This window comes from Scleromatobacter humisilvae (genome assembly GCF_023231945.1).
GTDB classification, from domain to species: domain Bacteria; phylum Pseudomonadota; class Gammaproteobacteria; order Burkholderiales; family Burkholderiaceae_C; genus Scleromatobacter; species Scleromatobacter humisilvae.
In genome coordinates, this window is the sequence record NZ_JAJLJH010000001.1 from 79,872 (window position 1) to 105,320 (window position 25,449).

The following is a 25,449-nucleotide window of genomic DNA, read 5'->3' on the forward strand; positions in this document are numbered from 1 at the left end:
GCAGCATTTGAGGGCATCCGCGCGTCTCCCGAACGGTCGAGAAGCCGCCCCGAAGCGGTGCATTACCGCAACTTCGGCAAGCCCGGGCCGGTCTTGAGGTCGGCGCCGGAGCGCGCCGGCCATCGGTGATACCCTTCACGAATCAGGCGTCCCCGTGCGCGAATCCCCGTCGTGCCCGGCCGCAACAGCCCGTCCTCCGCCATGCTGATCCCGTTCTTCTACACGCTGCGCGAAGCCAAGCTGCCCGTCTCGGTCAAGGAATACCTCACGCTGCTGGAGGCCCTGAAGGCCGGCGTGATCGGCCCGTCGATCGACGACTTCTACTTCCTCGCGCGCACCACGCTGGTCAAGGACGAGGCGCACTTCGACCGTTTCGACAAGGCCTTCGGCGCGTTCTTCAACGGCGTGGCCAAGCTCACCGAGTCCAAGGACATCCCGGAGGACTGGCTGCGCCAGCTCATCGAGCGCGAACTCACGCCCGAGCAGAAGGCCGCGATCGCGGCGATGGGCTGGGACGAGCTGATGGACACGCTGCGCCAGCGCCTCGAGGAACAGAAGGGCCGCCACGAGGGCGGCAGCAAGTGGATCGGCACCGGCGGCACCTCGCCGTTCGGCCACGGCGGCTACAACCCACAGGGCATCCGCATCGGCGGCGCCGGCAAGAACCGCAGCGCCGTCAAGGTGTGGGAGCAGCGCGCCTATCGCGACTACGACGACTCGCTGGAGCTGGGCACGCGCAACATCAAGGTCGCGCTGCGCCGCCTGCGCCGCTTCGCGCGCGAGGGCGCGGCCGAGGAACTCGCGCTGGACGACACGATCCACGCGACGGCCGCCGCCGCCGGCATGCTCGACATCAGGATGCAGCCCGAGCGCCACAACAAGGTCAAGGTGCTGCTGCTGATGGACGTGGGCGGCACGATGGACGACCACATCCACCGCGTCGAGGAGCTGTTCTCGGCCGCCAAGGGCGAGTTCAAGCACCTCGAGTTCTACTACTTCCACAACTGCGTCTACGACTTCGTGTGGAAGAACAACCGCCGCCGCTTCTCCGAGAAGCACGCCACCTGGGACGTGATCCGCAAGTACAACAAGGACTACCGGCTGATCTTCATCGGCGACGCGACGATGAGCCCCTACGAGATCCTGCAGCCCGGCGGCAGCGTCGAGTACAACAACGCCGAGCCTGGCGCCGAGTGGATCCAGCGTCTCACGCACGCGTTCCCCAAGCACTGCTGGATCAACCCGGAGCCACAGGGCGTGTGGCAGTACCGGCAAAGCATCTCGCTGATCGAGCAACTCGTCAGCCACCGCATGTTCCCGCTGACCCTGCAAGGGCTGGAGGGTGCGATGCGTCTCTTGACGAAATGACGGCCGCGGGCGGCTCGCGCTTCCAATCGCAACGACAGTCCGGCCCGCGCGCCCTCGTGCTGGCGCTGGCCTGCGGCTGCGCGCTCTCGGGCGTCACGGACGCGCGCGCGGCCACCCGCGAGCTGGTGGTCGACGCGCCCTCGCCCTTCAAGGCCTTGCTCGAGAAGAACCTCGACCTCGAGCGCGCCGCGCGCCTGGCCGAGGCCGACAGCCTCGACGACACCGAGTGGGCGCGCCTGGTCGCGGCCGCGCCGGCCCAGGGCCGCGCGCTGGCGCAGACCGAGGGCTACTTCCGCGCCGAGGTCACCGTCGCCGCCGACCCGGCCGACGCGCATCGCATCCTGATCAAGCTGGTGCCGGGCGAGCCCGCGACCGTCGGCCGCTTCACGCTGGAATTCGACGGCGAGCTCGCGCGCCAGGCCGAGGCGGGCGACGCCCGGGCCCTCGCCTTCGAAGACCGGCTTCGCACCGAATGGGCGCTGCAGAAGGGCCAGGTGTTTCGCAACGGCAACTGGGACAGCGCCAAGGCCGAGACGCTGTCCGCATTGCGCAACGAGGGCTACGCCGCGGCGATCTGGACCGCGACGGCCGCGCAGGTCGACCCGGCCACCAACCAGGCGCGCCTGTTCCTCGTCGCCGACACCGGCCCGCGCTTCCTGGCCGGCGATCTCGCCGTGGAGGGCCTCGAGCGCCAGCCCGAGCGCAACGTGCGCCTGCTGGCCGGCTTCGGCCCGGGCACGCCGCTGACGCAGCAGCGCCTGATCGACTACCAGGACCGGCTCATCAAGACCGGCCTGTTCACGCAGGTCGCCGTCATCTACGACCCCGATCCGGCGCAGGCGACGCACGCGACGGTGACCGTGCGCCTGCACGAGCAGTCGCTGCAGCAGGCCACCGTGGGCCTGGGCTACAACTCGCTCACCGGCCCGCGCATCACGCTGGAGCACACCGACCGCAAGATCTTCGGGCTGCCCGCCACCCTGAACAACAAGATCCAGTGGGGCCGCGACATCCAGCAGTGGGACGTCTCGCTGGCCACGCATCCGGCCGAGAGCTTCCACAGCTGGATCGTCGGCGGCAGCGTCGGCAGCATCAAGACCACCAACGACCTGGTGCGCGCCGCGTCCGTGCGCTTCGGCCGCACCCAGGACAGCAACCCGCTGACCCGCACGACCTTCGTGCAGCTCGAGCGCTCGATCCAGTGCACGCCGAAGGATCCGGTGCTCGGCCCGCTGCCGATCGACGACCTGGGTTCGGGCGACTCCTACGACTGCGCGGACGCCCGCGCGCTGTCGCTGAACCAGGCCAACGTCTGGCGCAACGTCGACAACGTGGTGCTGCCCACCAAGGGCTGGACGCTGTCGGGCCAGGTCGGCGTGGGCGTCGCGGGCGGCCCGCCGTCGCTCTACAACCCCGACGCGAAGTACGGCCCCTACACGCGGCTGTATGGCCGCCTCACCGACTACTGGCCGCTGCCCAATTCCTTCTACCTGCAGGGCCGCGTCGAGCTGGGGCAGATCCTCGTCGGCGACAAGGTCGCGATGCCCGACGCCGAGCAGTGGCGCGCCGGCGGCGAGGACTCGGTGCGCGGCTACGGCTGGCGCTCGCTCGGGCCGCTGGACCGCAACGGCAACGTGATCGGCGGCAACTCGCTGATCACCTCCAGCATCGAGGTCGCGCACCCGTTCACCGAGCGGCTGCCGTCCGTCTGGTGGGCCGCCTTCTACGACGCGGGCAGTGCCGCGTCGCGCTTCAGCGACCTCAAGATCGACCGCGGCTACGGCGTGGGCCTGCGCTGGCGCAGCCCGGTCGGGCCGCTGAAGATCGACCTGTCGCACGGGCAGGGCGAGCATCACCTGGTGCGGCTCGACCTCAGCGTCGGCGTCGTCTTCTGAGGCCGCGATGACCGAGCCCGACGCCGCCCCGCCCTCGCCCGCCGCGCCGCCGCGCGCCGGCTGGCAGCGCGCCGCCCGCATCGCCTCGATGGCCGCGGCGGCCGCCGCGCTGACCGCGGCCGCGTGCGTGGCCATCGCCGGCGCGCTGTGGCGCAGCGAGGCCGGCACGCGCTGGCTGCTGCAGCACGTGCCGGGGCTGACGGTGGTCGACGTGCAGGGCTCGTTCGGCGGCGGCGACCTGCGCATCGGCTCGCTGCGCGCGACCGAGACCGCGGTGCAGGTGGACGTCGCCAACCTGCGCGTGACCGGCCTCGACCTCCACTGGCACCCGCAGCCCGGCGCCTGGATCGGTGCCTCGTTCACGGCGTGGATGGCCGACGCCGTGCACGTCGTGCCGCTGCCCTCGAAGACGCCGACGAAGCCCACGCCGCCGACGTCGCTGCGCAGCCCGGTCGCGATCGACGTCGCGAGCCTGCGCATCGCCTCGCTGACGATCGGCGACAACGCGCCGCTGCGCGACGTGCAGGCCGCGCTGTCCATCGGCGCCGACGGCGGCAGGCTGCATCGCGTCGACCACCTGCGCCTGGTCTGGGAGCGCGTGCAGGCCGAGGCCAGCTTGATCGCGCAGACCGACGCGCCGCTGCAGCTGGAAGTCAGCCTGACCGCGCACGACGCGCCGCAGGCCGCGGCGCCCGCGGCCTCGGCGGCATCGGCCGCGCCGCTGCCGCACTGGGCCGCCAGCGCGACGCTGCGCGGGCCGCTGGCCGGCTTCGATGTCGCCGCCGACCTGCAGGGCGACGCGCGCGCGGGACGCGCGGCGCCGCGCGCGACCGCCCGCGCGCACGTGACGCCGTTCGCGGCCTTGCCGGTCAGCGAGGTGCTGCTGAACACGACCGAGCTGGACCTGCGCGCGCTGTCCGCCCGCGCGCCGGCCACGCGGCTGCAGGGCAGCCTGCGCGTCGCCACGACCCGGCCCGCGGCGCTCGACGCCGACCTGCGCAACCTCGCGTCGGCGGCGTGGTCGGACGGCGGCCTGCCGTTCTCGTCGCTGACGGCGCACCTCGAGGCGCCCTGGACCGGCGCGTACCTGGCGATCCCGTCGCTGCGCCTGGTGCTGGGCGACGGCAAGGGTGCGGGCGGCGAGCTGCGCGCGCAGGGCCGCTGGCAAGGCGACAAGGCGCAGCTGCAGCTCGATCTCGACCAGGTGCAGCCGGCGCGGCTGGACACCCACATCGGCGCCTGGCGCATCAACGGCCCGCTGCGCGCCGAACTCGAGCACCTGCCGGCGCCCGCGTCGCTGTGGGGCGGCGGCGCGGCGTCGGCGCCGGCGGCGGCATCTTCCGCGTCGTTCGACGGCGTGACCGCGCACGTGACCGGCCGCCTCGCCGGCACCGCGCCGCCGTTGTCGACCGGCAGGAACGCGGTCGCGCCGCCGCCGATGGCGCTGCAGCTCGACGCGCTGCTGCGCGCCGACGCGCTGCAGCTGAAGCAGTTCGACCTCAAGGCCGGCGCCGCGACCCTCACGGCGACGGGCGCGCTCAATCGAGGCAGTACCGGCACGTGGCAGGGCAACGCCCGCGCGCAGTGGGCCCAGCTCGATCCGGGCGCGTGGTGGCGCCTCGCGGACTCGGGTCCGTTGCGCGACGGACCGAACTCGCTCAACGGCTCGCTCGCGCTCCATCTCGCGAACGCGTCCAGCGACTGGGAGGGCTTGGCAGGCATCCACGCCAAGGCCGACCTGGTGCTGGCCGACAGCCTGCTGGCCGGCCTCGCGCTCGATGGCAAGGCGAGCATCGACGCGCTCGGCGCGCCGTGGGCCGTCTCGGCCGAGGTGCGCAGCGGCGGCAACCAGGCGCACGTCGACGGCGCGATCAGCCCGGGCCACGCGGGCGGCGACGCGCTGGCGGTGATCGACCAGCTGCACCTGAGCGTCGACGCGCCGTCGCTGCAACTGCTCGCCCCGCCCGGCGCGCACCCGCGCACCGCGTCGCCGGCGGTGGCCGCGGCCTCGGGCGTCGCGACGCTGGCCGAGTCGAAGACGATTCCCGGCGAGCTGATCGCCAAGGCCGCGACCAAGGTCGCCACCGGGGGCAAGACCGACGACGCGCGGGCGCTGGTGCCGGCCGTCGCGGCGTCGGCGGCGTCCGCGGCCTCGGCGGCGCACGCCGCGGAAGTCCCGGCCGGTCGCGGCAACTGGCTGGCGCACGGCTCGGCGAAGCTGGACGTGCAGGTCACCGGCGGCCGCCTCGCGATCGCCGACGGCGCGCGCGGCCATCGCGGCGCGGCGCCGCTGCGCATCGTCACGCAGGGCGAGCTGAGCGACTGGGCCGGGCCGCAGTTCAAGCTCGCGAAGCTGCAGTGGAACGCGCACGCCAGCACGGATCCGCAGGCGCCGCTGGACGCGTCGGTCACGCTGGTGGACGCGCAGTCGGGCGTCGCGCGCATCGCGCATGCGCAGGCGACGATCTCGGGCACGCTGGCGCAGCACCAGCTGCAGCTGCAGGGCGAGGCGCCGGTGAGTCCGCCGACCTGGCTCGCCAACCTGGCCAACATCGGCAAGGCCAACGCGACGCGGCTCGACGTCCAGCTGCAGGGGCGCTGGCAGCCCGAGGCGGTCGGCACGCCGGCGTGGCAGGGCCATCTCGCGCAGTTCGACCTGCGCGCCGCCACCGAGGCCGGCGCCGCGACGCCGCCCGGGCCGGCGGCGCCCGCTTCCGGCGCGGCGACGACGGTCGTCAATCCGAACTGGGTGCACGTCAAGCCGGTCGACCTGAGCCTGTCGCGCGACGCCGCGGGCAACTGGCAGACGCTGCGCGTGGGCGCCGGCGGCGCCGAGTTCGCGGGACTCGCGCTGGCCTGGCAGCCGTCGTTCTGGACGGCGCCCGCGACGCCCGGCGCGAGCGGCCACTGGTCGGTGGACGCGGCGCTGGCCCCGTTCTCGGTGGCGCAGCTGATGGCGCGCGCGCAGCCCGACCTCGGCTGGCACGGCGACCTGCAGATGACCGCGCAGGTGCACGCCGCCTTCGACGGCCAGTGGCATGTCGCCGCCCAGCTCGCGCGCAACAGCGGCGACCTCGGCGTGTCCGACCTGGTGCAGGATCCGACCAGCACCAAGCAGGCGCTGGGGCTGACCAGGGCCTTGCTGCAGGTCAAGGCCGAGGGCATGAACTGGACGGCCGACGCCGACATCGCGGGCAGCCGCCTGGGCGAGCTGGCCGGCCACTGGACGGCCGAGGCGCCGTCGCCCGCGTCGCTGCCGACCGCCGGCTCGCCGCTGCACGGCAACGTCAAGGCGCACGTCGAGGACATGAACGTCTGGGGCGCCTGGCTGCCGCCGGGCTGGCGCCTGGGCGGCGAGCTGCGCACCGACCTTGCGCTGTCGGGACGCTGGGGCGACCCGAAGCTGACGGGCGAGATCACGGCGACCAGGCTGGCGATCCGCAACGCGCTGGAGGGCGTCTACGGCCACGACGGCGAGGCGGCGATCCGGCTGACCGGCGACCAGGCGCAGATCGAGCGCTTCCACCTCGTCGGCGGCAACGGCACGTTGGACCTGAGCGGCAGCGCGAGCCTGGGCGCGGTGCCGGTGGCGAAGCTGCAGCTGCAGGCGACGCAGTTCCAGCTGCTGGGCCGCATCGACCGCAAGATCGTCACCACCGGCAACCTCGCGCTGCAGCTCGGCGCGGATGCGGTCAAGGTCAACGGCAAGCTGGGCATCGACGAGGGCCTATTCGACCTGAGCAAGAGCGACGCGCCCACGCTGGACTCGGACGTCGAGGTGCTGGACGCCAAGGCCGCGCCGGCCGACGACCCCGGCGCCGACGCGGCCGCGGCCGTGCCCAGGCCCAGCCGCGCGACCCAGCTGGACCTGGCCGTCGACCTCGGCAACAACCTGAAGCTGCGCGGCCGCGGCATCGACACCACGCTCAAGGGCGCGCTGCAGATCACCTCGCCCGGCGGGCTGCTGACCGTGCGCGGCGCGATCCGCACCGACGGCGGCCAGTACATCGCCTACGGCCAGAAGCTGGACGTCACCCGCGGCGAGATCACGTTCACCGGGCCGGTCAACGACCCCCGGCTGGACATCCTCGCCACGCGCCCGAACCTCGACATCACGGTCGGCGTGGCCATCACCGGCACCGCGCTGGCGCCGCACGTCAAGCTCATGAGCGACCCCGACATGAGCGACAGCGACAAGCTCTCCTGGCTGATGCTGGGCCGCGCGCCCGAGACCGTCGGCGGCGCCGACACCGCGCTGCTGCAGCAGGCCGCGATGGCGCTGCTGGCCGGCGAGGGCGAGGCGCCGAGCGACCAGGTGCTCAAGCGCCTGGGCCTGACCGACTTCGCCGTCGGCCAGAAGACCGACGCCGACAACACCAAGCAGACCGTCGTCACGCTGGGCCGCCAGATCTCCAAGCGCGTCTACCTCGGCTACGAGCGCAGCGTGACCACCGCCAGCGGCAACTGGCAGCTGATCTACCGCATCGCCCAGCGCCTGACGCTGCGCGCCCAGGCGGGCGTGGACGCGTCGACCATCACGGCCAACACGACGCCCGCGCAGTCGTGGGCGCTGGACATGATCTACACCTGGCGCTGGAACTGAGTTCGTGCGGAAAATCACGCTCGCGACGGCCCCACGGGCCGTTCCTGCGCGACCATTGAACCGTTGACGACCTCAGCGGCATGCACGGTGGACGAAGCCCCACGCCATGAACACCGCCCCGACACCCCAGCCATCGATCCGATCCGCCTCGGCGCCCGGCGGCCTGCACGACGACGCCGAGGACCGGCGCCTCGTCGCGTGCGTCTGCGCGCACGAGCTGGCCGCCTTCGAGGCGCTCTACCGGCGCTACCACCCGCGGCTGTGCCGCTTCCTGCACCGGATGCTGCGGCCCGAGCACCTCGTCGAGGAGGTGCTCAACGACACGCTCTACGTCGTCTGGAACCAGGCCGAGCGCTTCAACGGCACCAGCAAGGTGTCGACCTGGATCTTCGCGATCGCCTACCGCAAGGCGCTGAAGGCGCTGTCGCGGCACGACGATCCGCTGCCGGACGCCGACGAGGACGACCAGCCGGCGGCCGACCCGTCCGAGCGGCCCGAGGCGCGCATGAGCCTGTCGCAGGCGCGCGCCGCGATCGACGCGGCGCTGCGCGCGCTGTCGGTCGACCAGCGCGCCGCCGTCGAGCTGACCTACTTCCACGGCTTCAGCTACCCCGAGATCGCGGCGATCGTCGATTGCCCCACCGACACCGTCAAGACCCGCATGTTCCACGCGCGCAAGCGGCTGCGGACGGCGTTCGGCGGCCAGCTGGACGACTGGCTATGAAGCGCGCCCGTCCGAAATCGTCGATGATCCCGTCCGGGCCGCGGCCCATCCTTGCGCGGAGGCTGCCTGGCGACGCACGGCCGCCCGAAGGCGCCGGCACCGCAGCCGAAAGGCGGAGGTATTTCAAATGAGTGGCCAGATCCTTCACCTCGAACCCGACCCGCACGTGGCGACGCAACGGCTGCTGCCGTGGTATCTCACGGGCCGCCTCGAGACCGCCGAGCACGACGCCGTCGAAGCCCATCTCGCGCAATGTCCCGAATGCCGCGCCGAGCTCGAGACCGAGCGCCAATGGCAGCTGCTGCAGCCGGGCCACGGCGCGCAGGTGGACGTCGAGGACGGCTGGGCGCGCATGCGGGCCCGCCTGGGCGGCGACGCCGCGCCACGGGCCGCCCCGCGTCCGGCGCCGGCGTCGCGCCGCCGCAACTGGCTGCCGCCGACGTGGCAGCGCCTGCCCGCGCGCGCCTGGGCGGCGCCCGCGATGTTGTCGGTCGCGCTGGTCGTGGCCATCGGCGTCACCGTGCGTCCGGCGCCGGTGGCCGGCGAGTATCACGCGCTGTCGGCGCCCGTCGACGCCGGCGCCACCGCGGTGGTCCGCTTCCGTCCCGACGCCACCGAGGCGCAGATCCGCCACGGCCTCAACGACAGCGGTGCGCGCCTGGTCGATGGCCCGACGGTCAGTGACTCCTACGTCGTGCGGCTGCCGCGCGAGCGCTACGTCGCCGCGCTGGCGAAGCTGCGCAAGGAGCCGGGTGTCGCGTTGGTCGAGGCGCTGGAGAGCGCATCGCCATGACGGGTTCGCGCACCTTCCGCCGTCTCGCGCTGGGCCTGGCGCTGGGCCTGGCGGCGCTGAGCGCAACCGCGGCCGACGCCGACGCGCCGCAGGCCGTGGCGGCGCCCGCCTCCGCCGCATCGGCGCCGCGCGAGGTGCTGGTGATGCTGCGCTCGCCGCCGCCGCACGCGCGGGTCGACGGCAGCTACGGCGCGGCCGGCTACGGCGACGCCGCGCGGGCGCAGTCGCAGGCGCGCGTGGGCGCGCGTCTCGCGGCCGCGCACGGGCTCACCGTCGTCACGCTGTGGGCGATGCCGGCGCTGGGCATGGACTGCGTCGTGCTCGCGCTGCCGCCCGGCGCCGACGTCGGCGCCAGCATCGCCGCGCTGCAGGCGCATTCGGAAGTGGCCTGGGCGCAGCCGATGAACGAGTTCCACGCGCAGGGGCACGCCGACCCGCTCTACCCGCTGCAACCGGTCGCCGCGCAGTGGCATCTCGACGACCTGCACGCCATCGCCACCGGCCGCCACGTGCGCGTGGCCATCATCGACAGCGGCGTCGACGACACCCACCCCGACCTCGCGCAGGCCGTGCAGGCGCGCGCCAATTTCGTCGACGACCGCGCCTGGGTCGCCGAGCTGCACGGCACCGCGGTGGCGGGCCTGGTGGCCGCGCGCGCCGACAACGGCATCGGCATCGTGGGCATCGCGCCCGAGGCGCAGCTGTACGCGCTGCGCGCCTGCTGGGAGGTCAGCGCCAGCCAGACACTGTGCAACTCGCTGAGCCTGGCCAAGGCGCTCAGCTTCGCGATCGACCGCAAGGCCGACGTCATCAACATGAGCCTGTCCGGGCCGGTCGACCTGCTGCTGGGGCGGCTGATCGACGTCGCGCTGGCGCATCGGCAGCAGGTCGTCGCGGCGGTCGACGCGCACGCCGCCGGCGGCGGCTTTCCGGCGGCGCACCCCGGCGTGATCGCGGTGGTCGATGCGCAATCCGACACGCGGCCGGCCGGCCTCGCCAATGCCTGGGCAGCGCCCGCGCGCGACCTGCCGACGACCGTGCCCGGCGGCGGCTGGCGCATGGTCTCGGGCACCTCGTTCGGGGCGGGCGAGGTGTCGGGCCTGCTGGCCGTGATGGACCAGGCGCTCGCCGAATCCGACAACCCCGGCGCCGCGCCGGCGCTGCGACTCGTGCGCCTGCCCGGCGGCGGCATCGACGCCTGCGCCTCGCTGCTGCACGCGGCGCAGTCCTCGTCTTCCCGCGCGACCCTGGCGCCCGGCTGCAGCGCCGTGCTCGCCGCGGCCGGCGGCGGCGCCACGGGCCGTTCTCCATGACGTCTTGCTGAAGGACGCGCGCGATTGAAGACCCCGGATCGCAGCGCGGCTCACACCACGGCGGTCGCCTTTGCCTGCCGCCGGGCGGCGGCGCGCGCGCTCACGTGCGCCGCGCTGGCGCTGCCGTGCGCGTCGCATGCGCAGTTCGCCGCCACGCTGGGCATCGACAGCGTCAACCGCTATCGCGGCACGGGCACGCCCGACGTCGGCCCGGTGCTGCGCGCGAGCGCGATGGCGGACTCGAGCTGGGGCGCGTACGGCGGGTTGTCCGGCCTCTGGCGCACGCGCGACGGCGGCCTCGCGAGCGCCGATGCGCTGGCGGGCTGGAGCGGGCGCCTGGACGCGCTGCCGGGCCTGGCCGCGCTGTCGCCCGACTGGGGCTGGGACGCCGCCGTGCACCGCACCCACTACGGCCAGGGCGACGGCCACGACTTCTCCGAAGTCATGCTGGGCCTGCTCGGCCCGGACTGGTCGCTGCGCACCTGGTACTCGCCGCACTACTTCGGCGGCGACATGCACACGTTCTACACGGAGCTCAACGCGAGCCACGCGCTCGACGAGCACTGGCACGCATTCGGCCACCTCGGCTGGCTGCGCTACGGCGGCGGGCCGTATTACGAGACGCAGGTCCCGGACCGCACGGATACGCTGGTGGGTATCGGCGCGACGCTGTCCAACTGGGAACTGCGGCTCGCGCGCGACGGCATCGTCGACGGCCACGCGCGCAGCGACGTGGACGCGCGCCGTCGCCGCGCCGCCTGGATCCTCGGTGCCAGCGTCGCCTTCTGAACCCGGGTTGAAACGAGCGGTTCGCGCTTGAACCGCCGTCCCGGTCTCCGGCATCCACGTGCAGGCGCTGCAACCGCGTCGCATTCCAACTCCAGGAGCCGAGACCATGTCCACTTCAACGATCAACCGTCCCCTGCCGCTCGCCTTCGTGATCGCCGCCAGCGCGCTGCTCGCCGCCTGCGGCGGCAGCGACAGCGGCGGAATGACGGCCGCGCCGACGCCGCCGGCCGGCAGCGGCCAGACCTGCACCACCGACATCTACGGCACCCGGACGTGCACGCCTACCACCGGCACCGGATTCGGCGGCGCCGGCGGCGGCAACTACGTGGCCAACGCGCTGGTCAGCGACACCGCCGCCACCAACGCGCTGCACCACGACGCCAACCTCGTCAACGCCTGGGGCCTCGTGTTCAACCCGCAGGGCTTCTCGTGGATCGCCAACGCCGGCACCGGCACGTCGACGCTGTATGACGGCAACGGCGTCGCGCAGTCGCTCGTCGTGACGCTGCCCACGGGCACCGACGCGTCGGGCATCGTGTTCAACGGCACCACGGACTTCTCGATCACCGAGGCCGGCGTCAGCGGCGCCGCGCCCTTCATCTTCGCGACGCTGCAGGGCCAGATCGCGGCCTGGGCACCCAACGTCGACGGCACGCACGCGTTCACGATCGTCGACAACAGCACGTCGGGCGCGGTCTACACGGGCCTGGCGATCGACACCGGCACCGGCGGCGACATGATCTACGCGGCCGACTTCGTCAAGGGCACCGTGGACGTGTTCAGCGGCGCTTTCGCGCCGGTCACGACGGCCGGTGGATTCGTCGACTCGACACTGCCCACGGGCTACGCGCCGTTCGGCATCCAGCAGATCGGCGACAAGATCTACGTCACGTACGCGCAGCCCGACCCGGTCACGCACGAGAAGACCGGCGCCGGCCTGGGCCTGGTCGACGTGTTCGACAAGCAGGGCAACCTGCTGTCGCACCTGATCCCGGCCGGCGGCGCGCTCAACGCGCCCTGGGGCCTGGCGATGGCGCCCGCCAACTTCGGCAAGTTCTCCAGCATGCTGCTGGTGGGCAACTTCGGCGACGGCAAGATCAACGTCTACGACCCGACGACCGGCGCCTTTGTCGCCACCGTCAGCAACAACGACGGCTCGGCCATCGTCGTCCCCGGCTTGTGGGCGCTGCAGTTCGGCAATGATCTCAACAGCCAGCCGAGCAACACCCTGTTCTACACCGCCGGCCCGGGCGCCGAAGCGCACGGCCTGTATGGCCGCATCGACATGAATTGATGGCCAATGTCGCCATTCCGCGGTTGGAAGACGGGTTTTTCTGGCCGGATGACTCGGGATGGAAGCGGAATGGCGGCGCCCTTTTCCTGGGCTGGCTGGACGGGCGACGGGAGACTGTCTGCCCGTCCAGTTCTTTTCTTGATTGCCGCGTGCTTTTTGCGGCAGTGCATGGTATGATCGAAGACTTTTCTCCCCTCGCCCGGAGCACCAATACCAAATGGCAACCTCTTCCAAAGCCAAGAAGCGCACCGTCCGTCTCGCGTCGGGCCGCAAGCGCGCCCGCCAAGACGTGAAGCTGAACGCGCACAATTCGTCGCTGCGCTCCAAGTTCCGCACCGTCATCAAGAACGTCCAGAAGGCTGTCGCCGCCGGTGACGGCGCGAAGGCCGCTGACCTGTTCAAGACCGCCCAGCAGACGATCGACTCGATCGCCGACAAGGGTCTGTTCCACAAGAACAAGGCTGCTCGCCACAAGAGCCGCCTGGCTGCCAAGGTCAAGGCCCTGGCCGCTCCGGCCGCCGCTGCCTAAGAAGCGGCTTCCCGGGCGGGAACGTAGAGAGGGCTCGCACTGCGAGCCCTTTTTACTTGGGAGAGCAAAGAACGAGGCCTCGCGACGCGAGGCCTTCGTCATTCAGGGCGCCGGCTTGGGCGTCGGCTGGAACGTGCCGTCGGGCAGCAGCGTGCCCTCGACGACCTGCAGCTTGTTGTCGCGCGCGAAGTTCATGACGAAGTCCCAGGCCATCGGCTCCAGCGCCTTCAGCCGCTCGTCGACGATCACGTTCTTGACGCCGTCGATCAGCCGCGGCACGCAATACGGCGAGTAGCCGATGAACGAGCCGATGCCGCCCTTGGCGCCGCCGGGGCGGAAGCACGACATCGCGCCCGCGAGCCGCTCGGCCCAGTCGCTCGGCCTGAACGCGCGCCCATCCTGGGTCTTGCCCTGGATGAAGAATTGGCGGGGTTCGGTCTGCGGCATCGAGATGGGTGGGACGGGGAACCACGTATTGTGCCTTGCGCTGTTGCATCGCACCAATCAAGTGGGTTACGACCCGGGTTCATGCGTGTGCAATCTGCTGGCCTTTAGAATGTTTCTCCCTCTGGCCGACCCCGTTGGGAGCGTTATCGCAACCCGACCGTCGGCCTTTTGTTTCCCCGACCCCCGACAGGAGCGACCCGCGATGACCCAACCCGCCGCCATGCCCCATGTGATGAACACCTACGGCCGCCTGCCGTTCGCGTTGTCGCACGGCCGAGGCAGCCGAGTCTGGGACACCGACGGCCGCGAGTACCTCGACGCGCTGGGCGGCATCGCCGTCAACACGCTGGGCCACGCGCACCCGGCGCTGGTCGCGGCCATCGCCGACCAGGCCGGCAAGCTGATCCACTCGTCCAACTACTACCAGGTGCCGCTGCAGGAGACGCTGGCCGCGATGCTGTGCGAGCGCTCCGGCCTGGCCGCCGCGTTCTTCTGCTCGACCGGCCTCGAGGCCAACGAGGCGGCGATCAAGATCGCGCGCAAGTACGGGCACGACAAGGGCATCGAGCGTCCCGAGATCATCGTCTGCGAGCGCGCCTTCCACGGCCGCTCGCTGGCCACGCTGTCGGCCACCGGCAACCCGAAGATCCAGGCCGGATTCGGGCCGCTGGTCGAGGGTTTCGTGCGCGTGCCGTTCAATGACGGCGCCGCGGTGCGCGAGATCGCGAAGACGCACAGGAATGTCGTCGCCGTGATGCTGGAGCCGGTGCAGGGGGAAGGCGGCATCAATCCGGCGCGCAACGACTACCTGCGCGAGCTGCGCGCCGTCTGCGACGAACAGGGCTGGCTGCTGATGCTCGACGAGGTGCAGTGCGGCATCGCGCGCACCGGCAAGTGGTTCGCGTACCAGTGGGCCGGCATCCAGCCCGACGTGATGAGCCTGGCCAAGGGCCTGGGCTCGGGCGTGCCGGTGGGCGCGCTGGTGGTGGGCGAGCGCGCCAAGGACGTGTTCGGCCCGGGCAACCACGGCACCACCTTCGGCGGCAACCCGCTCGCGATGCGCGCCGCGGTCACGACGCTGGAGTTGATCGAGTCCGAAGGCCTGATGAAGAACGCGGACGTCGTCGGCGAGCACCTGCGCGGCGCGCTGCGGCGCGAGCTCGAGGGCGTGGACGGCGTCGTCGACATCCGCGGCGAGGGCCTGATGATCGGCGTCGAGCTCGCGAAGCCGTGCGGCGTGATCCTGACGCGCGCGGCCGAGGCCGGGCTGCTGCTGAGCGTCACCGCGGACACCGTCATCCGGCTCGTGCCGCCGCTGATCTTCACGGCCGCCGAGGCCGACGAGGTGGTCGCCAAGCTGGTGCCGCTGATCAAGGCCTTCGTGGCGGAGTCCGCATGAAGCCCGGCGACACGCTGATGAAGCACTACCTGCAGTTCAAGGACCTGCGCGCCCAGGAGTACGCCTACCTGTTCGAGCGCACCCGGGAGATCAAGAAGCGCTTCAAGAACTACGAGAAGTACCAGCCGCTGGTCGATCGCACGCTGGCGATGATCTTCGAGAAGGCGTCCACGCGCACGCGCGTGAGCTTCGAGGCCGGCATGTACCAGATGGGCGGCATGGTGGTGAACCTGACCACCGGCGACAGCCAGCTGGGCCGGGCCGAGCCGATCGAGGACTCGGCGCGCGTGATCAGCCGCATGGTCGACCTCGTGATGATCCGCACCTTCGAGCAGACCAAGATCGAGCGCTTCGCGGCGCACTCGCGCGTGCCGGTCATCAACGGCCTGACCAACGAGTTCCACCCGTGCCAGATCCTCGCCGACCTGTTCACCTACATCGAGCACCGCGGCGCGATCGCCGGCAAGACGGTGGCGTGGGTGGGCGACGGCAACAACATGGCCAACACCTGGCTGCAGGCGGCCGACATCCTCGGCTTCACGCTGCACGTCAGTACCCCCAGCGGGTATGAGCTCGACCAGGCCGTGGCCGGCGTCAGGAACACGGCCTGCGTCAAGCTGTTCGACAACCCGCTGGACGCCTGCCGCGGCGCCGACCTCGTCACCACCGACGTGTGGACCAGCATGGGCTACGAAGCCGAGAACGAGCGCCGCATGGCCGACTTCGCCAAGTGGTGCGTCGACTCGAGGATGATGGCCGTCGCCAAGCCCGATGCCCTGTTCATGCACTGCCTGCCCGCGCACCGCGGCGAGGAGGTGGCCGCGGAGGTCATCGACGGCCCGCAGTCGGTGGTGTGGGACGAGGCGGAGAACCGCATGCACGTGCAGAAGGCGTTGATGGAGTACCTGCTGCTGGGGAGAATTGGTTAGCCCCACGGTCGCTGGCGCTCCCTGCCCCCGAGGGGCCGGCCGCGAGCGGCCCGGCAAAGCCGGTTCCGCCGCTCCCTTGAATCTCTGTTGCGACTGCTGAGCGGCAGCGCCGGCGAGGTCTCGCGTCACCATTCGCTCAGTGGCCGATCGCGTCGACCAGCCCGCGCAGCCGCTCGTCGCGGATCTCCAGCACCTCGAACAACCCCAGCGCCCGCAGCGCCGGCACATCCGCGGCGATCCGCGCCCGCGCCTGCGCGCGCTCGTCCGCGCCCGCGTCCGCGCGCGTCCACGTGCGCGCGTTCGCGAGGAAGGCCGCGACGGTGCCCTTGCGGATCGTGAGGCCGTTGAACTGGCCGTGGTTGACGTCGTCGGGAAGAACCTGGTCGGCGCGCATGGGAAGTCCTTTCGGGGAAGCGGTGTGTCGAAGGCTTCACTGTAGGCAGGCCGTCGTGGCCCGTCTGCGGCAGAATTGCCAATCGATACCGTAATCCGGCCATGACCGCTTCCACGCTCGCCGACACGCTCGCCCGCCTGCGCCGCGGCGCCGGGCCCTGGCTCGTCGCGCACGCCAGCGTCGAGCGCACGACGCGCGTGACGCCGCCGCATCGCCATGCCGAGGGCCAGCTGTTCGGCGCGGCGCGCGGCGTGCTCACGGTGGGCACCGACGCCGGCCTGTGGGTGGTGCCGGCGAGCCATGCCGTCTGGGTGCCGCCGCAGCATCGCCACTCGCTGCGCTCGCACGGCGCGTTCGACGGCAGCAGCGTCTACGTGGCCGAGCGCGCCTGCGCCGCGCTGCCGGCCGCGGCCTGCGCGATCCGCTGCAGCGGCCTGCTGCGCGCGGCGATCGCGCGCGCGGCGACCTGGGACGGCCAGGCGCTGGACGCCGCCCGGCAACGCGTCGCCGACGTCCTCGTCGACGAGATCCGCGCCGCGCCGCCCGAGCCGCTGGGCCTGCCTCTGCCCGCCGACCCACGCCTGATGCGCATCGCGCGCGCCCTGCTCGACGACCTGGCCGACTCGCGCGGGCTGGCCGAGTGGGCCGGCTTCGGCGCGCTGTCGGCGCGCACGCTGTCGCGCCGCTTCGCCGCCGAGACCGGCTTCACCTTCGCCGACTGGCGCCAGCGCGCCCGCCTGATGCGCGCGGTGGAGATGCTGGCCGCCGGCACGCCGGTGACCACGATCGCGCTGGGCCTGGGCTACGACAACGTCAGCGCGTTCATCGCGATGTTCCGCCGCGCGCACGGCGTCACGCCGGCGCGCTACATCGCATCGCGATCAGCGCACGATTGAACGGTTGTCCTTGAGCATGTTGCAGAACAGCGCGCCCTGCTCGATCGCGTCGTCGAGGGCGACGTGCGAGTGCGGCAGGTCGTCGAACCAGTGCTGGGGCATGTTCTGCTTGGAGCTGGCGCGGTAGTCCTTGCGCAGGACGGCCATCGCGAATGTCTTCATGTCCAGCGCGGAATGGCTGAACGGGCTGCGGCCCGCGAAGCGCATCAGGTACCAGTAGACGAACAGGAAATCGAAGCCCGCAGGATAGGCGACGAACACCGGCTTGCCGGGCAGCGTGTCGATCCAGGCGACGTAGCGCTTCATCACGGCCTCCGGCGCCTCGAGGTCGCTGCGGCACGCGGCCCAGGCCTCGGGCTGCGTCGTCCACCATGCGGCCGTCTCCGGATGCGCCGCGGCGCCGGGCAAGGTCTCGAAGTTGGCGGAGAACGTCCCGAGCAGGCGCTTGTCCGCGGTGTACGCCGCCGAGCCCAGGCTCAGCATCGAGTGCGGGCCAGGGATCGGACCGTCGGTCTCGACGTCGGTGCTGATGTAGATCTCGCTCATGGCGCCGATCTTAGGCCGCGCATCCGTCCGGACAAACCCTGAACTCGACGGGCACAGCGAATGCCAGCTGCCGCACGCGGATGAGCTCGTTGGCGGGCCCCGAATCAAAGGATCTTTCCCATGTCCAGGAACACCGGCTCCGTTGCGAGCTCCGACAAGTCGTGGCTGAAACTCTATGCCGCGGTCGCCGTGCTGCCGCTCGCACTGGCCGCCTGCGGCGGCGGTGGCGGCGGCTCGCCCAGCCCGGCTCCGACGCCTCCGGCGCCCGCCCCGCAACCGCCCGCACCGGCTCCCTCGTCGAGCTTCTCCGTGGCGGCTTCGGCGTTGTCGACGACGCCCGGCGGCGCGACCATCACGCTGACCGCGACCGTCACCGGCCTCACCGGCACGCCCGCCTGGACGCTGACCGGCCCCGGCTCGCTCAACACCAGCACCGGCACGACGGTCATCTACACGCCGCCGGCCTCCGGCGCGATCACTGCAAACGCGACGGCAATAGTTTCCGCCGCGCTCGCGGGCGCGACGACGCAGACGGTGAACCTGGCGGTCGTCGTCTCGGCGGCCACCGTCGGCCAGACCTGGAACACCGTCGCCGTGCAGTCGTCGGCCAACCTCGTCGGTGTCGACTATGACGCCGGCAACTACGTGGCCATCTCCGACGCCGGCGCGGCACTCGAGAGCAGCGACGCAGCCACCTGGTCCGCGGTCACGCCGCTGAGTTCCAGCGTCTCGACCGACCACCTCAAGGGCTACGCGATCGGCCACAGCGGCAGCAACTTCGTCGCCGCCGGCTCCACGTCGTCCTCGCCGTACACGACGACCACCGGCGCCGTCGCCACCAGCGCCGACGCCATCACCTGGACGATGCGTTCGCTGCCCGCCAACGCCACGCCGATCCACGGGCTGATCAACGGCACGATCCTGATCGCCCTCGGCGAGACCGGAAAGCTGTACGACAGCACGGACCACGGCCAGTCATGGGCCGCGCTGCCCCCGCTCGCCGCCTCGGGCATCGGCACGATGAACGCCGGCGCCTTCAGCGGCACCAAGTACGTGGCGGTGGGCGACTCGGGCTATGTCGGGGCCAGCAGCAACGGCACCCTGTGGACGTCCGGCAAGTTGCCCAGCGTCGGCAACCTGCACGGCGTCACCTGGACCGGCACGCGCTTCGTCGCCGTGGGCGACACCGGCACCATCATCACCAGCACCGACGGCTCGGCGTGGGCGCCGCAGACCTCGGCGCTCGCCGGCTCGCTGCGCTCGGTCGCCGTCTCGGGCGCCGGCACGGTCGTGGCCGTCGGCGACGCGGGCATCGAGACCAGCCCCGACGGCATCACCTGGACTGCGCGCAACGCGTCCGGCGTGGCTCCGCTGGCGGGCGTGGCCTTCGGCAACAACGAGTTCGTGGCCGTGGGCGCTTCGGGCCTCATCAAGTCGTCCAACAACTGACGCCGCGCAGGATCACCGGGCCGCGTGTCCGGTGATCTCGCCGACGGCCGCCTCGGCGTCGGCGTCCGTCAGCGTGCGCAGGAACGCGACGAGGTCGTCGATGTCGTGCTCGTCCAGCCTCGGCTTGCCGTCCGGCCGCGGCTGGAACGGCACCTCGCGGTTGACGAACGGCACCACGTCCGCCGGCAGGTCGTCGTAGACGCGCACGCTGCCGTCGGCGTTCCTCGAATACCAGCGCGCGGGATCGGTGTCGCGCGTGGCGTAGAACGCGACCGCGTCGCGCAGCGACTTCACCGACCCGTTGTGGAAGAAGCTCGTGCGCAGCGCGACGTTGCGCAGCGTGGGCGTGCGAAAGCGTCCGCAGAAGCTCGGGTCGTCGGAGAGCCCCGGGCGGCCGGAACGGCACAGGCCCAGGTCGACCTCGGCGCCGCGCGCACGCGAGGCGAGCACCGGGATCGTCGCCGAGGCCGCCGCCGGCGGCAGGTCCGCGCGGCGCGGCGCGGCCACGGCGATGAAGCCGGCGTCGGTGAACAGCGGCGCGCGGCCGCTGCTGGCGCGCTGGCTCGGATGGCACGTGTCGCAATTGCCCTTGGCGGGGTCGCGGAACAGCGCGAGCCCGCGCAGCTCCGCGGGCGCGAGCGTCGCGCGTCCGGCCAGCCAGCGGTCGTAGCGGCTGTCGAACGGCGCGAACTCGCGGCCCTGCTCGAAGACCTCGAACGCGAGCGCCATCCAGGCGACGGTCTGCTTCGGATCGGCCAGGACATCGCGCCCCGGCGCACTGAAAGCCCGCCGGAACCGGGCGGCGTACGGCGCCGCGGCGAGGCGGCGCGCGAGCGAGGCGGCGTCGCGGTTGCCCATCTCGCGCTCGTCGAACAGCGGCAGCAAGGCCTGCTCGCGCGCGGTGTCGGCGCGGCCGTCCCAGGTGAAGCCGCCGGTGGGGCCGCCGTCGACGCCGTGGGTCTCCTCGTCGTCGGTGGTGTGCTCGGTGAAGCGGATCGTGAACTGCGCGTAACGCAGCGACGGGATCGCGCGCGTGCCGTCGTGGGCCGGGTCGTCGTCCATGAACGGGCTGCGCGTGTGCGCGTTCGGGCCGAACGCCCGCGCCGGATCGTGGCAGCTGGCGCAGGCCAGCGTGCCGCTGGCAGAGAGCCGCGGATCGTTGAACATCGCGCGCCCCAGTTCGGCGAGCTCGTCGACGCTCGGACGCTCGCCGTACGCGCGCGGTGCCGGCTCGACGGCCAGCGCCACCGCGGCACCGGCCAGCAGCGCCGCGACGATCGACGCGCGCGCCGCAGGCATCGTCAGCGCGCGTGCAGCTCGAGCGCCGCGCTGAGGTCGCCCATCGGCGGCAGGCCGTGCGCCTCGAGCGAGCTGTCGCGCAGCTGCAGCCCGGGCAGCACCGGCAGCGACCAGCGATGCGTGATGAAGCGGTCGATGGAGCCGGTGTCGTACGGCGTGTGGTCGACGAAGCCGCGCCGGGCGAACGGCGAGATGACCACCGCCGGGATGCGCGTGCCCGGCCCGACGAGGTCGCCCTTGGGCGGTGCGACCTCGTCCCACTGGCCGCCGTTCTCGTCGTAGGTCACCACCACCAGCATGTGGCTCCATTGCGGGCCGGCCTGCAGCTTGGCGATCAGGTCGGCGATGTGCGCGTCGCCCTCGGCGAGGCTGGCGTAGCCGGGGTGCTCGTTGTCCTTGCCGATCGGCTTGTAGAACGCGACCGGCGGCAGCTTGCCCGCGGCGGCGTCGGCGACCAGGTCGTCGTAGTCCTTCAGGTGCGCGGCGCGGTCGGCGGCGTGCGTCTTCGGGTCGAGCGTGGCGTAGTAGTTGAACGGCTGGTGGTGCGACTGGAAGTTGCCCGACGCGGCCTCGTAGACCTTGGTGCGATCGGCCGTCACGGCGTTCCAGCCGCCGGCGTACCACGTCCAGGCCACGCCCTTGCCGCTGAGCAGGTCGCCGATGGTGATGCCGATCTGAGCGGGCAGCGTCGTGGGCTCGAGCGGGTTCGCGTAGAGGCCCGCGGTGTCGTCGGGCGTCGGCGGGTTGTAGCTGGGCTGGTACGGCGGCTGCATCGTGTTGACGCTGTGGAAGGTGCCGTCGCCGAGATAGTCCTTGGGCGTGAGGTTGCCGCTCTTCTTGAACACGGGCGGGCCGGTCAGCGCCGAGGCGGGCGAGTTGTCGGCCAGCGCCAGGTCGGGCGTGAACTTGCCGTCCGCGTCGGTGCGCAGGATCGCGATGGTCGGATGCGCGGGGCTCTTGTCCGCGTCCGGGTAGACCGGCATGCAGGCGCAGACCAGGTACTGGTGGTTCAGGTACGAGCCGCCGAACGCGCCCTGGAAGAAGCGGTCGGCCAGCGTGTAGTCGCGCGCGATCTTCCACATCGCCGTGCGGCTGCCGTCGAAGTAGCCCATCACGGTGCCGCCGGAGTCGCCCCAGGCGGCGAACTTGTCGTTCAGGCCGCCGTCGATCTGCATCTGGTTCTCGTAGAACCGGTGGTACAGGTCGCGCGTGACGATGGTGTTGGGCAGCGCGGGCGTGCCCCACGCGGGCGTGGGCGAGTCGATCTGGAACGGCGCGTTGGGCAGCACGTTGGTGGTCTGCGCCTGCGTCACCGTCACCGGCTGGCCGGCCGCGGTGAGGCCGCCCCAGGCCGGCGGCAGCTTGGCGAGCACGCTGTCGTCGCGATCCTTCTGCGGCGCGAACGCGGGCGCGCCCTTCTTCTTCGCATCTTTCGCCACGGCCACGCCCGTGGCGCCGGGGAAGTTGGCGAACAGGTTGTAGAAGCTGCGGTTCTCGGCGTAGATCACGACGACGTTGGCGATGCGGTCGAGGTCGAGCCGGCTCGCGAGCGCGGCGGCGAGGTCGTCCTTGCGGCCGCTGTCGGCGACGGCGCTGGCGATGCGATCCATCACCGCGTTCTGTTCGGCCACGAGCAGCGCGCGCCTGGCGGGATCGGCGATGGCCAGCGAATCGATCGTGGCGGCGGCCGTGGCGGCCGAGTCGCCGTCGCCCAGCCCCAGGCGCGCGCGCAGCTGCCTCTCGGCGTCGGCCGGCGAGCCGCCCTTGCCCGTCGCGTCGACGATCGCCTGCAGCTCGGTGGACAGCGGCCCGACCGCCCGCGATCCCGCAGCGTCGCCGGCGGGCGCGCGCAGCACGAGCGGCCGCGCCACCGCGCCCTCGGTGTGCGCGGCCGGGTCGACCCAGGTCGCGCCCTTGCCGACCTCGGCCAGGATCGGCCCCTTGCCGAACAGCTTGAAGCGGCCCTGCTTGTCCGTGAACTCCGCGTGCTCGTTGGCATCGCAGCGCGCATTGCCGTTGTGGTCGATGCAGACCTTGGCGTGCACCACGAGCTTGCCGTCGACGCCCATCACGACGCCGGAGACCTCGGGCGACGCCGCCGCGGCGCCGGTCGACAGGAAGGCGGCGAACAGCGCGCCGGCCAGGGGAGTAAGGTGCAGCGGTCGGGCCATGGAAGCTCTCTCGTTCGTGCCGATGTGTTGGCGGCATTCTCGCCGTGAATCCTTTCGGCTTCGGGACAAGGCGTAACCGAATGCGGGGTTTCCCACCCCCTGGACGCGGGGGCTTGCGTAATCCCGTACGAGGCCTGTCAAGGACTGCTGGCAACATGCAGTCGCGCACCATGAAGAAACGATGACCAAGATCGCGGTCGTGACCGACCTGCACGCCAACCGGGAGGCCGTCGAGGCCGTCTTCGCCCATGCCCGCGCGCAAGGGGCCACGGAGTGGGCGTTCCTGGGAGACTTCGTCGGCTACGGCGCCGACCCGGCCTGGGTCGTCGACCAGGTGCGCGAGATGGTGGACGCCGGCGCCGCCGCCGTCTGCGGCAACCACGACGAGGCCGCCGTCATCGGCGGCACGCCGCAGATGCGCACCGAGGCCCGCATGGTCATCGACTGGACCCGCGCCCAGCTCGACCCCGGCCAGCTCGACTTCCTCGCCGCCCTGCCCTTCCAGGTGCAGCGCGAGGATCGCCTGTATGTGCACGCCAACGCGTACGCGCCGAGCCAGTGGGAATACGTGCAGGGCCGCGCCGACGCCGTGCGCTCGATCCACGCCACCACCTGCCACTACACCTTCTGCGGCCACGTGCACGAGCCCGCGCTGTACCACCTGGGCGCCACCGGCAAGGCCGGCGACTTCAAGCCCACGCCCGAAGTGCCGATCCCGCTGCCCGGCTATCGGCAGTGGCTCGTCATCCCCGGCTCGGCCGGCCAGCCGCGCGACGGCAACCCCGCCGCCTGCTACGCGATGTTCGAGCCCGCGGCCCAGCGGATCACGTATCACCGTGTACCCTACGACCACGAGAGCGCCGCCGCCAAGATCCGCGCGGCGGGCCTGCCCGAGCGGCTGGCGGCGCGACTCGCCGAAGGGATCTGACCGTGGTCAACGTTCCGCCGAAGAAGAAGTCGCCCGCGCAACGATCGGGCACGGTGCAATCGAGCGGCGCGTTCAATTCGGGCGCGGGCGGCGGCTCGCGCGGCGGGCGCGACTGGTACGACATCGGCGGCCTCGCCCCGCCGCTCGAGAAGGGCGCGGTCGTCGAGGGCTTCCTGCTCGAGAAGCGGATGCACCAGGGCGGCATGGCCAGCATGTGGCGCGTCAGCCGCGTCGACGCCGAGGGCAACCCGGCGCCCGTCGCCGACGAGCCGCCGCTGATCATGAAGGTGCCGCGCATCAAGGGCGGCGAGGATCCGGCGACGATCGTCGGCTACGAAGTCGAGCAGATGATCATGCCGGCGCTGACCGGCCAGCACGTGCCGCGCTACGTCGCGCGCGGCGACTTCACGCGCCAGCCCTTCATCGTGATGGAGCACATCGCGGGCGACACGCTGCGCCCGCGGCTCGAACACGCGCCGCTGGCGCTCGACGAGGTCGCCGAGATCGGCATCCGCGTGGCCACCGCGCTGCACGACCTGCACCGCCAGCACGTCGTGCACCTGGACATCAAGCCCAGCAACATCATGTTCCGCCCCGACGGCGCGGCCGTGCTGGTCGACTACGGACTGTCGCGCCACGAACACCTGCCCGACCTGCTGGAAGAGGAGTTCTCGCTGCCGATGGGCACCGGGCCCTACATGTCGCCCGAGCAGGTGCAGTTCATCCGCAACGACCCGCGCAGCGACCTGTTCGCGCTGGGCGTGATGCTGTACCACTTCACCACCGGCGAGCGCCCGTTCGGCGCGCCGACGTCGGTGCGCGGCCTGCGCAAGCGCCTGTGGATCGATCCGGTGCCGCCGCGCGCGCTGCGTCCCGACTGCCCGCCCTGGCTGCAGGAGGTCATCCTCAAGTGCCTCGAGGTGCAGCCGGACAAGCGCTACCAGACCGCCGCGCAACTCGCGCTGGACCTGCAGCAGCCCGACCAGATCGTGCTGACGCGGCGCGCCGAGCGCATCGCGCGCTCGAGCCAGTGGACACGCCTGAAGCGCTGGTTCTTCGCACTCGGCGCCGAGCCGGCCGAGGCCGTCGCGCCGACGGCCACCGAGGTGCTCAATCGCAGCAGCATCATCATGGCGGCGGTCGACGTCGACAACGCCTCGCCCGAGCTGCTCGACCAGCTGCGCGAGACGGTGCGCCGCATCGTGCTGACCGAGCCCGGCGCGCGGCTCGCGTGCGTCAGCGTGATGCGCATCGCCCGCATCGGCACCGACGCGCTGACCGACCACACCGGCAAGAGCCTGCACGTCAAGCAACTGGTCGGACTCAAGCACTGGGCGCGGCCGATCAGCAAGTCGCTCAACCTCGAGGACGGCCGCCTCACCTTCCACGTGCTCGAGGCGCCCGACCCCGCCGACGCGCTGGTCGACTTCGCGCGCCGCAACCAGGTCGACCACATCGTGATGGGCGCGCGCGGCAACTCGCTGCTGCGGCGCTACCTGGGCAGCGTGTCGTCGACGGTCGTCGCGGAGTCCCTGTGCACGGTCACGGTGGTGCGGGCGACGGCGCCGACCGAGACGGAAGCGAGCGAGGCGGCGCGCAAGCCGGCGCCGGACACGCCGAGCGACTTCGCGCCGTCGTGAGCGGCCCGCAGGCTGACCGCGACAGGCGGCGGACAGGGTGGCC

20 protein-coding genes are annotated in these 25,449 nt (G+C 72.0%); 15 read left to right on the forward strand and 5 right to left on the reverse strand.

The genetic code is table 11. The features are described 5' to 3' along the window. Positions 1 to 201 precede the first annotated feature (201 nt). The 9 genes from LPC04_RS00375 (at position 202) to rpsT (ending at position 13,308) form a co-directional block, all read left to right on the forward strand. Positions 202 to 1,368: a vWA domain-containing protein gene (locus LPC04_RS00375; RefSeq protein ID WP_275680192.1), complete on the forward strand. Its 1,167-nt coding sequence runs from the start codon at positions 202 to 204 to the stop codon at positions 1,366 to 1,368. Next, a complete protein-coding gene (locus LPC04_RS00380; RefSeq protein ID WP_275680193.1) occupies positions 1,365 to 3,263 on the forward strand; it encodes an autotransporter assembly complex protein TamA in 1,899 nt (632 codons plus the stop codon). The genes LPC04_RS00375 and LPC04_RS00380 overlap by 4 nt, the downstream gene beginning before the upstream one ends. 7 nt (positions 3,264 to 3,270) lie before the next feature. After that, on the forward strand, positions 3,271 to 7,866 hold the full coding sequence (locus LPC04_RS00385) for a translocation/assembly module TamB domain-containing protein (protein WP_275680194.1): 4,596 nt from the start codon (positions 3,271 to 3,273) through the stop codon (positions 7,864 to 7,866). A gap of 106 nt (positions 7,867 to 7,972) precedes the next feature. After that, a complete protein-coding gene (locus LPC04_RS00390; RefSeq protein WP_275680195.1) occupies positions 7,973 to 8,590 on the forward strand; it encodes an RNA polymerase sigma factor in 618 nt (205 codons plus the stop codon). Positions 8,591 to 8,717: 127 nt separating this feature from the next. Next, on the forward strand, positions 8,718 to 9,383 hold the full coding sequence (locus tag LPC04_RS00395) for a zf-HC2 domain-containing protein (protein ID WP_275680196.1): 666 nt from the start codon (positions 8,718 to 8,720) through the stop codon (positions 9,381 to 9,383). After that, positions 9,380 to 10,696: a S8 family peptidase gene (locus tag LPC04_RS00400; protein ID WP_275680197.1), complete on the forward strand. Its 1,317-nt coding sequence runs from the start codon at positions 9,380 to 9,382 to the stop codon at positions 10,694 to 10,696. Before LPC04_RS00395 ends, LPC04_RS00400 begins: the two co-directional genes overlap by 4 nt. A 24-nt stretch (positions 10,697 to 10,720) precedes the next feature. Next, positions 10,721 to 11,485 carry a hypothetical protein gene (locus LPC04_RS00405; protein WP_275680198.1) on the forward strand — a complete coding sequence of 255 codons (765 nt, stop codon included), beginning with the start codon at positions 10,721 to 10,723 and terminating at the stop codon, positions 11,483 to 11,485. 106 nt (positions 11,486 to 11,591) lie between these two features. Next, a complete protein-coding gene (locus tag LPC04_RS00410) occupies positions 11,592 to 12,779 on the forward strand; it encodes a TIGR03118 family protein (protein ID WP_275680199.1) in 1,188 nt (395 codons plus the stop codon). Positions 12,780 to 12,996: 217 nt separating this feature from the next. Beyond that, on the forward strand, positions 12,997 to 13,308 hold the full coding sequence (gene rpsT, locus LPC04_RS00415) for a 30S ribosomal protein S20 (RefSeq protein ID WP_275680200.1): 312 nt from the start codon (positions 12,997 to 12,999) through the stop codon (positions 13,306 to 13,308). A 102-nt stretch (positions 13,309 to 13,410) separates the two neighbouring features. Here rpsT and LPC04_RS00420 read toward each other — a convergent pair whose 3' ends face one another. Then, complete coding sequence (locus tag LPC04_RS00420) at positions 13,411 to 13,755, reverse strand: DUF3579 domain-containing protein (protein WP_275680201.1); 345 nt, start codon at positions 13,753 to 13,755, stop codon at positions 13,411 to 13,413. Positions 13,756 to 13,957: 202 nt separating this feature from the next. On the opposite strand from LPC04_RS00420, the gene LPC04_RS00425 reads away from it, so the two are divergent. After that, on the forward strand, positions 13,958 to 15,154 hold the full coding sequence (locus LPC04_RS00425; protein WP_275680202.1) for an aspartate aminotransferase family protein: 1,197 nt from the start codon (positions 13,958 to 13,960) through the stop codon (positions 15,152 to 15,154). After that, on the forward strand, positions 15,151 to 16,083 hold the full coding sequence (gene argF / locus LPC04_RS00430) for an ornithine carbamoyltransferase (RefSeq protein ID WP_275680203.1): 933 nt from the start codon (positions 15,151 to 15,153) through the stop codon (positions 16,081 to 16,083). Before LPC04_RS00425 ends, argF begins: the two co-directional genes overlap by 4 nt. 136 nt (positions 16,084 to 16,219) lie before the next feature. Here the strand turns inward: argF and LPC04_RS00435 are convergent, their stop codons facing one another. Then, positions 16,220 to 16,477, reverse strand: a complete 258-nt coding sequence (locus tag LPC04_RS00435) for a hypothetical protein (RefSeq protein ID WP_275680204.1) — start codon at positions 16,475 to 16,477, stop codon at positions 16,220 to 16,222. Between the two features lie 101 nt (positions 16,478 to 16,578). Here LPC04_RS00435 and LPC04_RS00440 point away from each other — a divergent pair, with 101 nt between their 5' ends. Beyond that, on the forward strand, positions 16,579 to 17,373 hold the full coding sequence (locus LPC04_RS00440; RefSeq protein ID WP_275680205.1) for an AraC family transcriptional regulator: 795 nt from the start codon (positions 16,579 to 16,581) through the stop codon (positions 17,371 to 17,373). On the opposite strand, the gene LPC04_RS00445 is transcribed toward LPC04_RS00440, so the two are convergent. Beyond that, positions 17,359 to 17,919 carry a 3'-5' exonuclease family protein gene (locus LPC04_RS00445; RefSeq protein ID WP_275680206.1) on the reverse strand — a complete coding sequence of 187 codons (561 nt, stop codon included), beginning with the start codon at positions 17,917 to 17,919 and terminating at the stop codon, positions 17,359 to 17,361. The two genes, LPC04_RS00440 and LPC04_RS00445, sit on opposite strands and share 15 nt — an antisense overlap. 120 nt (positions 17,920 to 18,039) lie before the next feature. Between LPC04_RS00445 and LPC04_RS00450 the strand changes: the two genes are divergently transcribed. Continuing rightward, the gene (locus LPC04_RS00450) at positions 18,040 to 19,368 is read left to right on the forward strand and encodes a hypothetical protein (RefSeq protein WP_275680207.1); all 1,329 of its coding nucleotides are present in this window, start codon (positions 18,040 to 18,042) and stop codon (positions 19,366 to 19,368) included. Between the two features lie 12 nt (positions 19,369 to 19,380). Here the strand turns inward: LPC04_RS00450 and LPC04_RS00455 are convergent, their stop codons facing one another. Continuing rightward, on the reverse strand, positions 19,381 to 20,667 hold the full coding sequence (locus LPC04_RS00455; protein ID WP_275680208.1) for a cytochrome-c peroxidase: 1,287 nt from the start codon (positions 20,665 to 20,667) through the stop codon (positions 19,381 to 19,383). Positions 20,668 to 20,669: 2 nt separating this feature from the next. Further along, positions 20,670 to 22,838: an acid phosphatase gene (acpA, locus tag LPC04_RS00460; RefSeq protein ID WP_275680209.1), complete on the reverse strand. Its 2,169-nt coding sequence runs from the start codon at positions 22,836 to 22,838 to the stop codon at positions 20,670 to 20,672. A gap of 181 nt (positions 22,839 to 23,019) precedes the next feature. On the opposite strand from acpA, the gene LPC04_RS00465 reads away from it, so the two are divergent. After that, positions 23,020 to 23,766, forward strand: coding sequence for a metallophosphoesterase family protein (locus LPC04_RS00465; protein ID WP_275680210.1), 747 nt, complete (start codon positions 23,020 to 23,022; stop codon positions 23,764 to 23,766). A 2-nt stretch (positions 23,767 to 23,768) separates the two neighbouring features. Then, a complete protein-coding gene (locus tag LPC04_RS00470; RefSeq protein ID WP_338055421.1) occupies positions 23,769 to 25,406 on the forward strand; it encodes a bifunctional serine/threonine-protein kinase/universal stress protein in 1,638 nt (545 codons plus the stop codon). The last annotated feature ends 43 nt before the right edge of the window (positions 25,407 to 25,449 follow it).

Coding starts and splice junctions, on each gene's coding strand:
- LPC04_RS00375 (WP_275680192.1), top strand. CDS start 202: ATGCTGATCCCGTTCTTCTACACGCTGCGCGAAGCCAAGCTGCCCGTC.
- LPC04_RS00380 (WP_275680193.1), top strand. CDS start 1,365: ATGACGGCCGCGGGCGGCTCGCGCTTCCAATCGCAACGACAGTCCGGC.
- LPC04_RS00385 (WP_275680194.1), top strand. CDS start 3,271: ATGACCGAGCCCGACGCCGCCCCGCCCTCGCCCGCCGCGCCGCCGCGC.
- LPC04_RS00390 (WP_275680195.1), top strand. CDS start 7,973: ATGAACACCGCCCCGACACCCCAGCCATCGATCCGATCCGCCTCGGCG.
- LPC04_RS00395 (WP_275680196.1), top strand. CDS start 8,718: ATGAGTGGCCAGATCCTTCACCTCGAACCCGACCCGCACGTGGCGACG.
- LPC04_RS00400 (WP_275680197.1), top strand. CDS start 9,380: ATGACGGGTTCGCGCACCTTCCGCCGTCTCGCGCTGGGCCTGGCGCTG.
- LPC04_RS00410 (WP_275680199.1), top strand. CDS start 11,592: ATGTCCACTTCAACGATCAACCGTCCCCTGCCGCTCGCCTTCGTGATC.
- rpsT (WP_275680200.1), top strand. CDS start 12,997: ATGGCAACCTCTTCCAAAGCCAAGAAGCGCACCGTCCGTCTCGCGTCG.
- LPC04_RS00420 (WP_275680201.1), bottom strand. CDS start 13,755: ATGCCGCAGACCGAACCCCGCCAATTCTTCATCCAGGGCAAGACCCAG.
- LPC04_RS00425 (WP_275680202.1), top strand. CDS start 13,958: ATGACCCAACCCGCCGCCATGCCCCATGTGATGAACACCTACGGCCGC.
- argF (WP_275680203.1), top strand. CDS start 15,151: ATGAAGCCCGGCGACACGCTGATGAAGCACTACCTGCAGTTCAAGGAC.
- LPC04_RS00435 (WP_275680204.1), bottom strand. CDS start 16,477: ATGCGCGCCGACCAGGTTCTTCCCGACGACGTCAACCACGGCCAGTTC.
- LPC04_RS00440 (WP_275680205.1), top strand. CDS start 16,579: ATGACCGCTTCCACGCTCGCCGACACGCTCGCCCGCCTGCGCCGCGGC.
- LPC04_RS00445 (WP_275680206.1), bottom strand. CDS start 17,919: ATGAGCGAGATCTACATCAGCACCGACGTCGAGACCGACGGTCCGATC.
- LPC04_RS00450 (WP_275680207.1), top strand. CDS start 18,040: ATGTCCAGGAACACCGGCTCCGTTGCGAGCTCCGACAAGTCGTGGCTG.
- LPC04_RS00455 (WP_275680208.1), bottom strand. CDS start 20,667: ATGCCTGCGGCGCGCGCGTCGATCGTCGCGGCGCTGCTGGCCGGTGCC.
- acpA (WP_275680209.1), bottom strand. CDS start 22,838: ATGGCCCGACCGCTGCACCTTACTCCCCTGGCCGGCGCGCTGTTCGCC.
- LPC04_RS00465 (WP_275680210.1), top strand. CDS start 23,020: ATGACCAAGATCGCGGTCGTGACCGACCTGCACGCCAACCGGGAGGCC.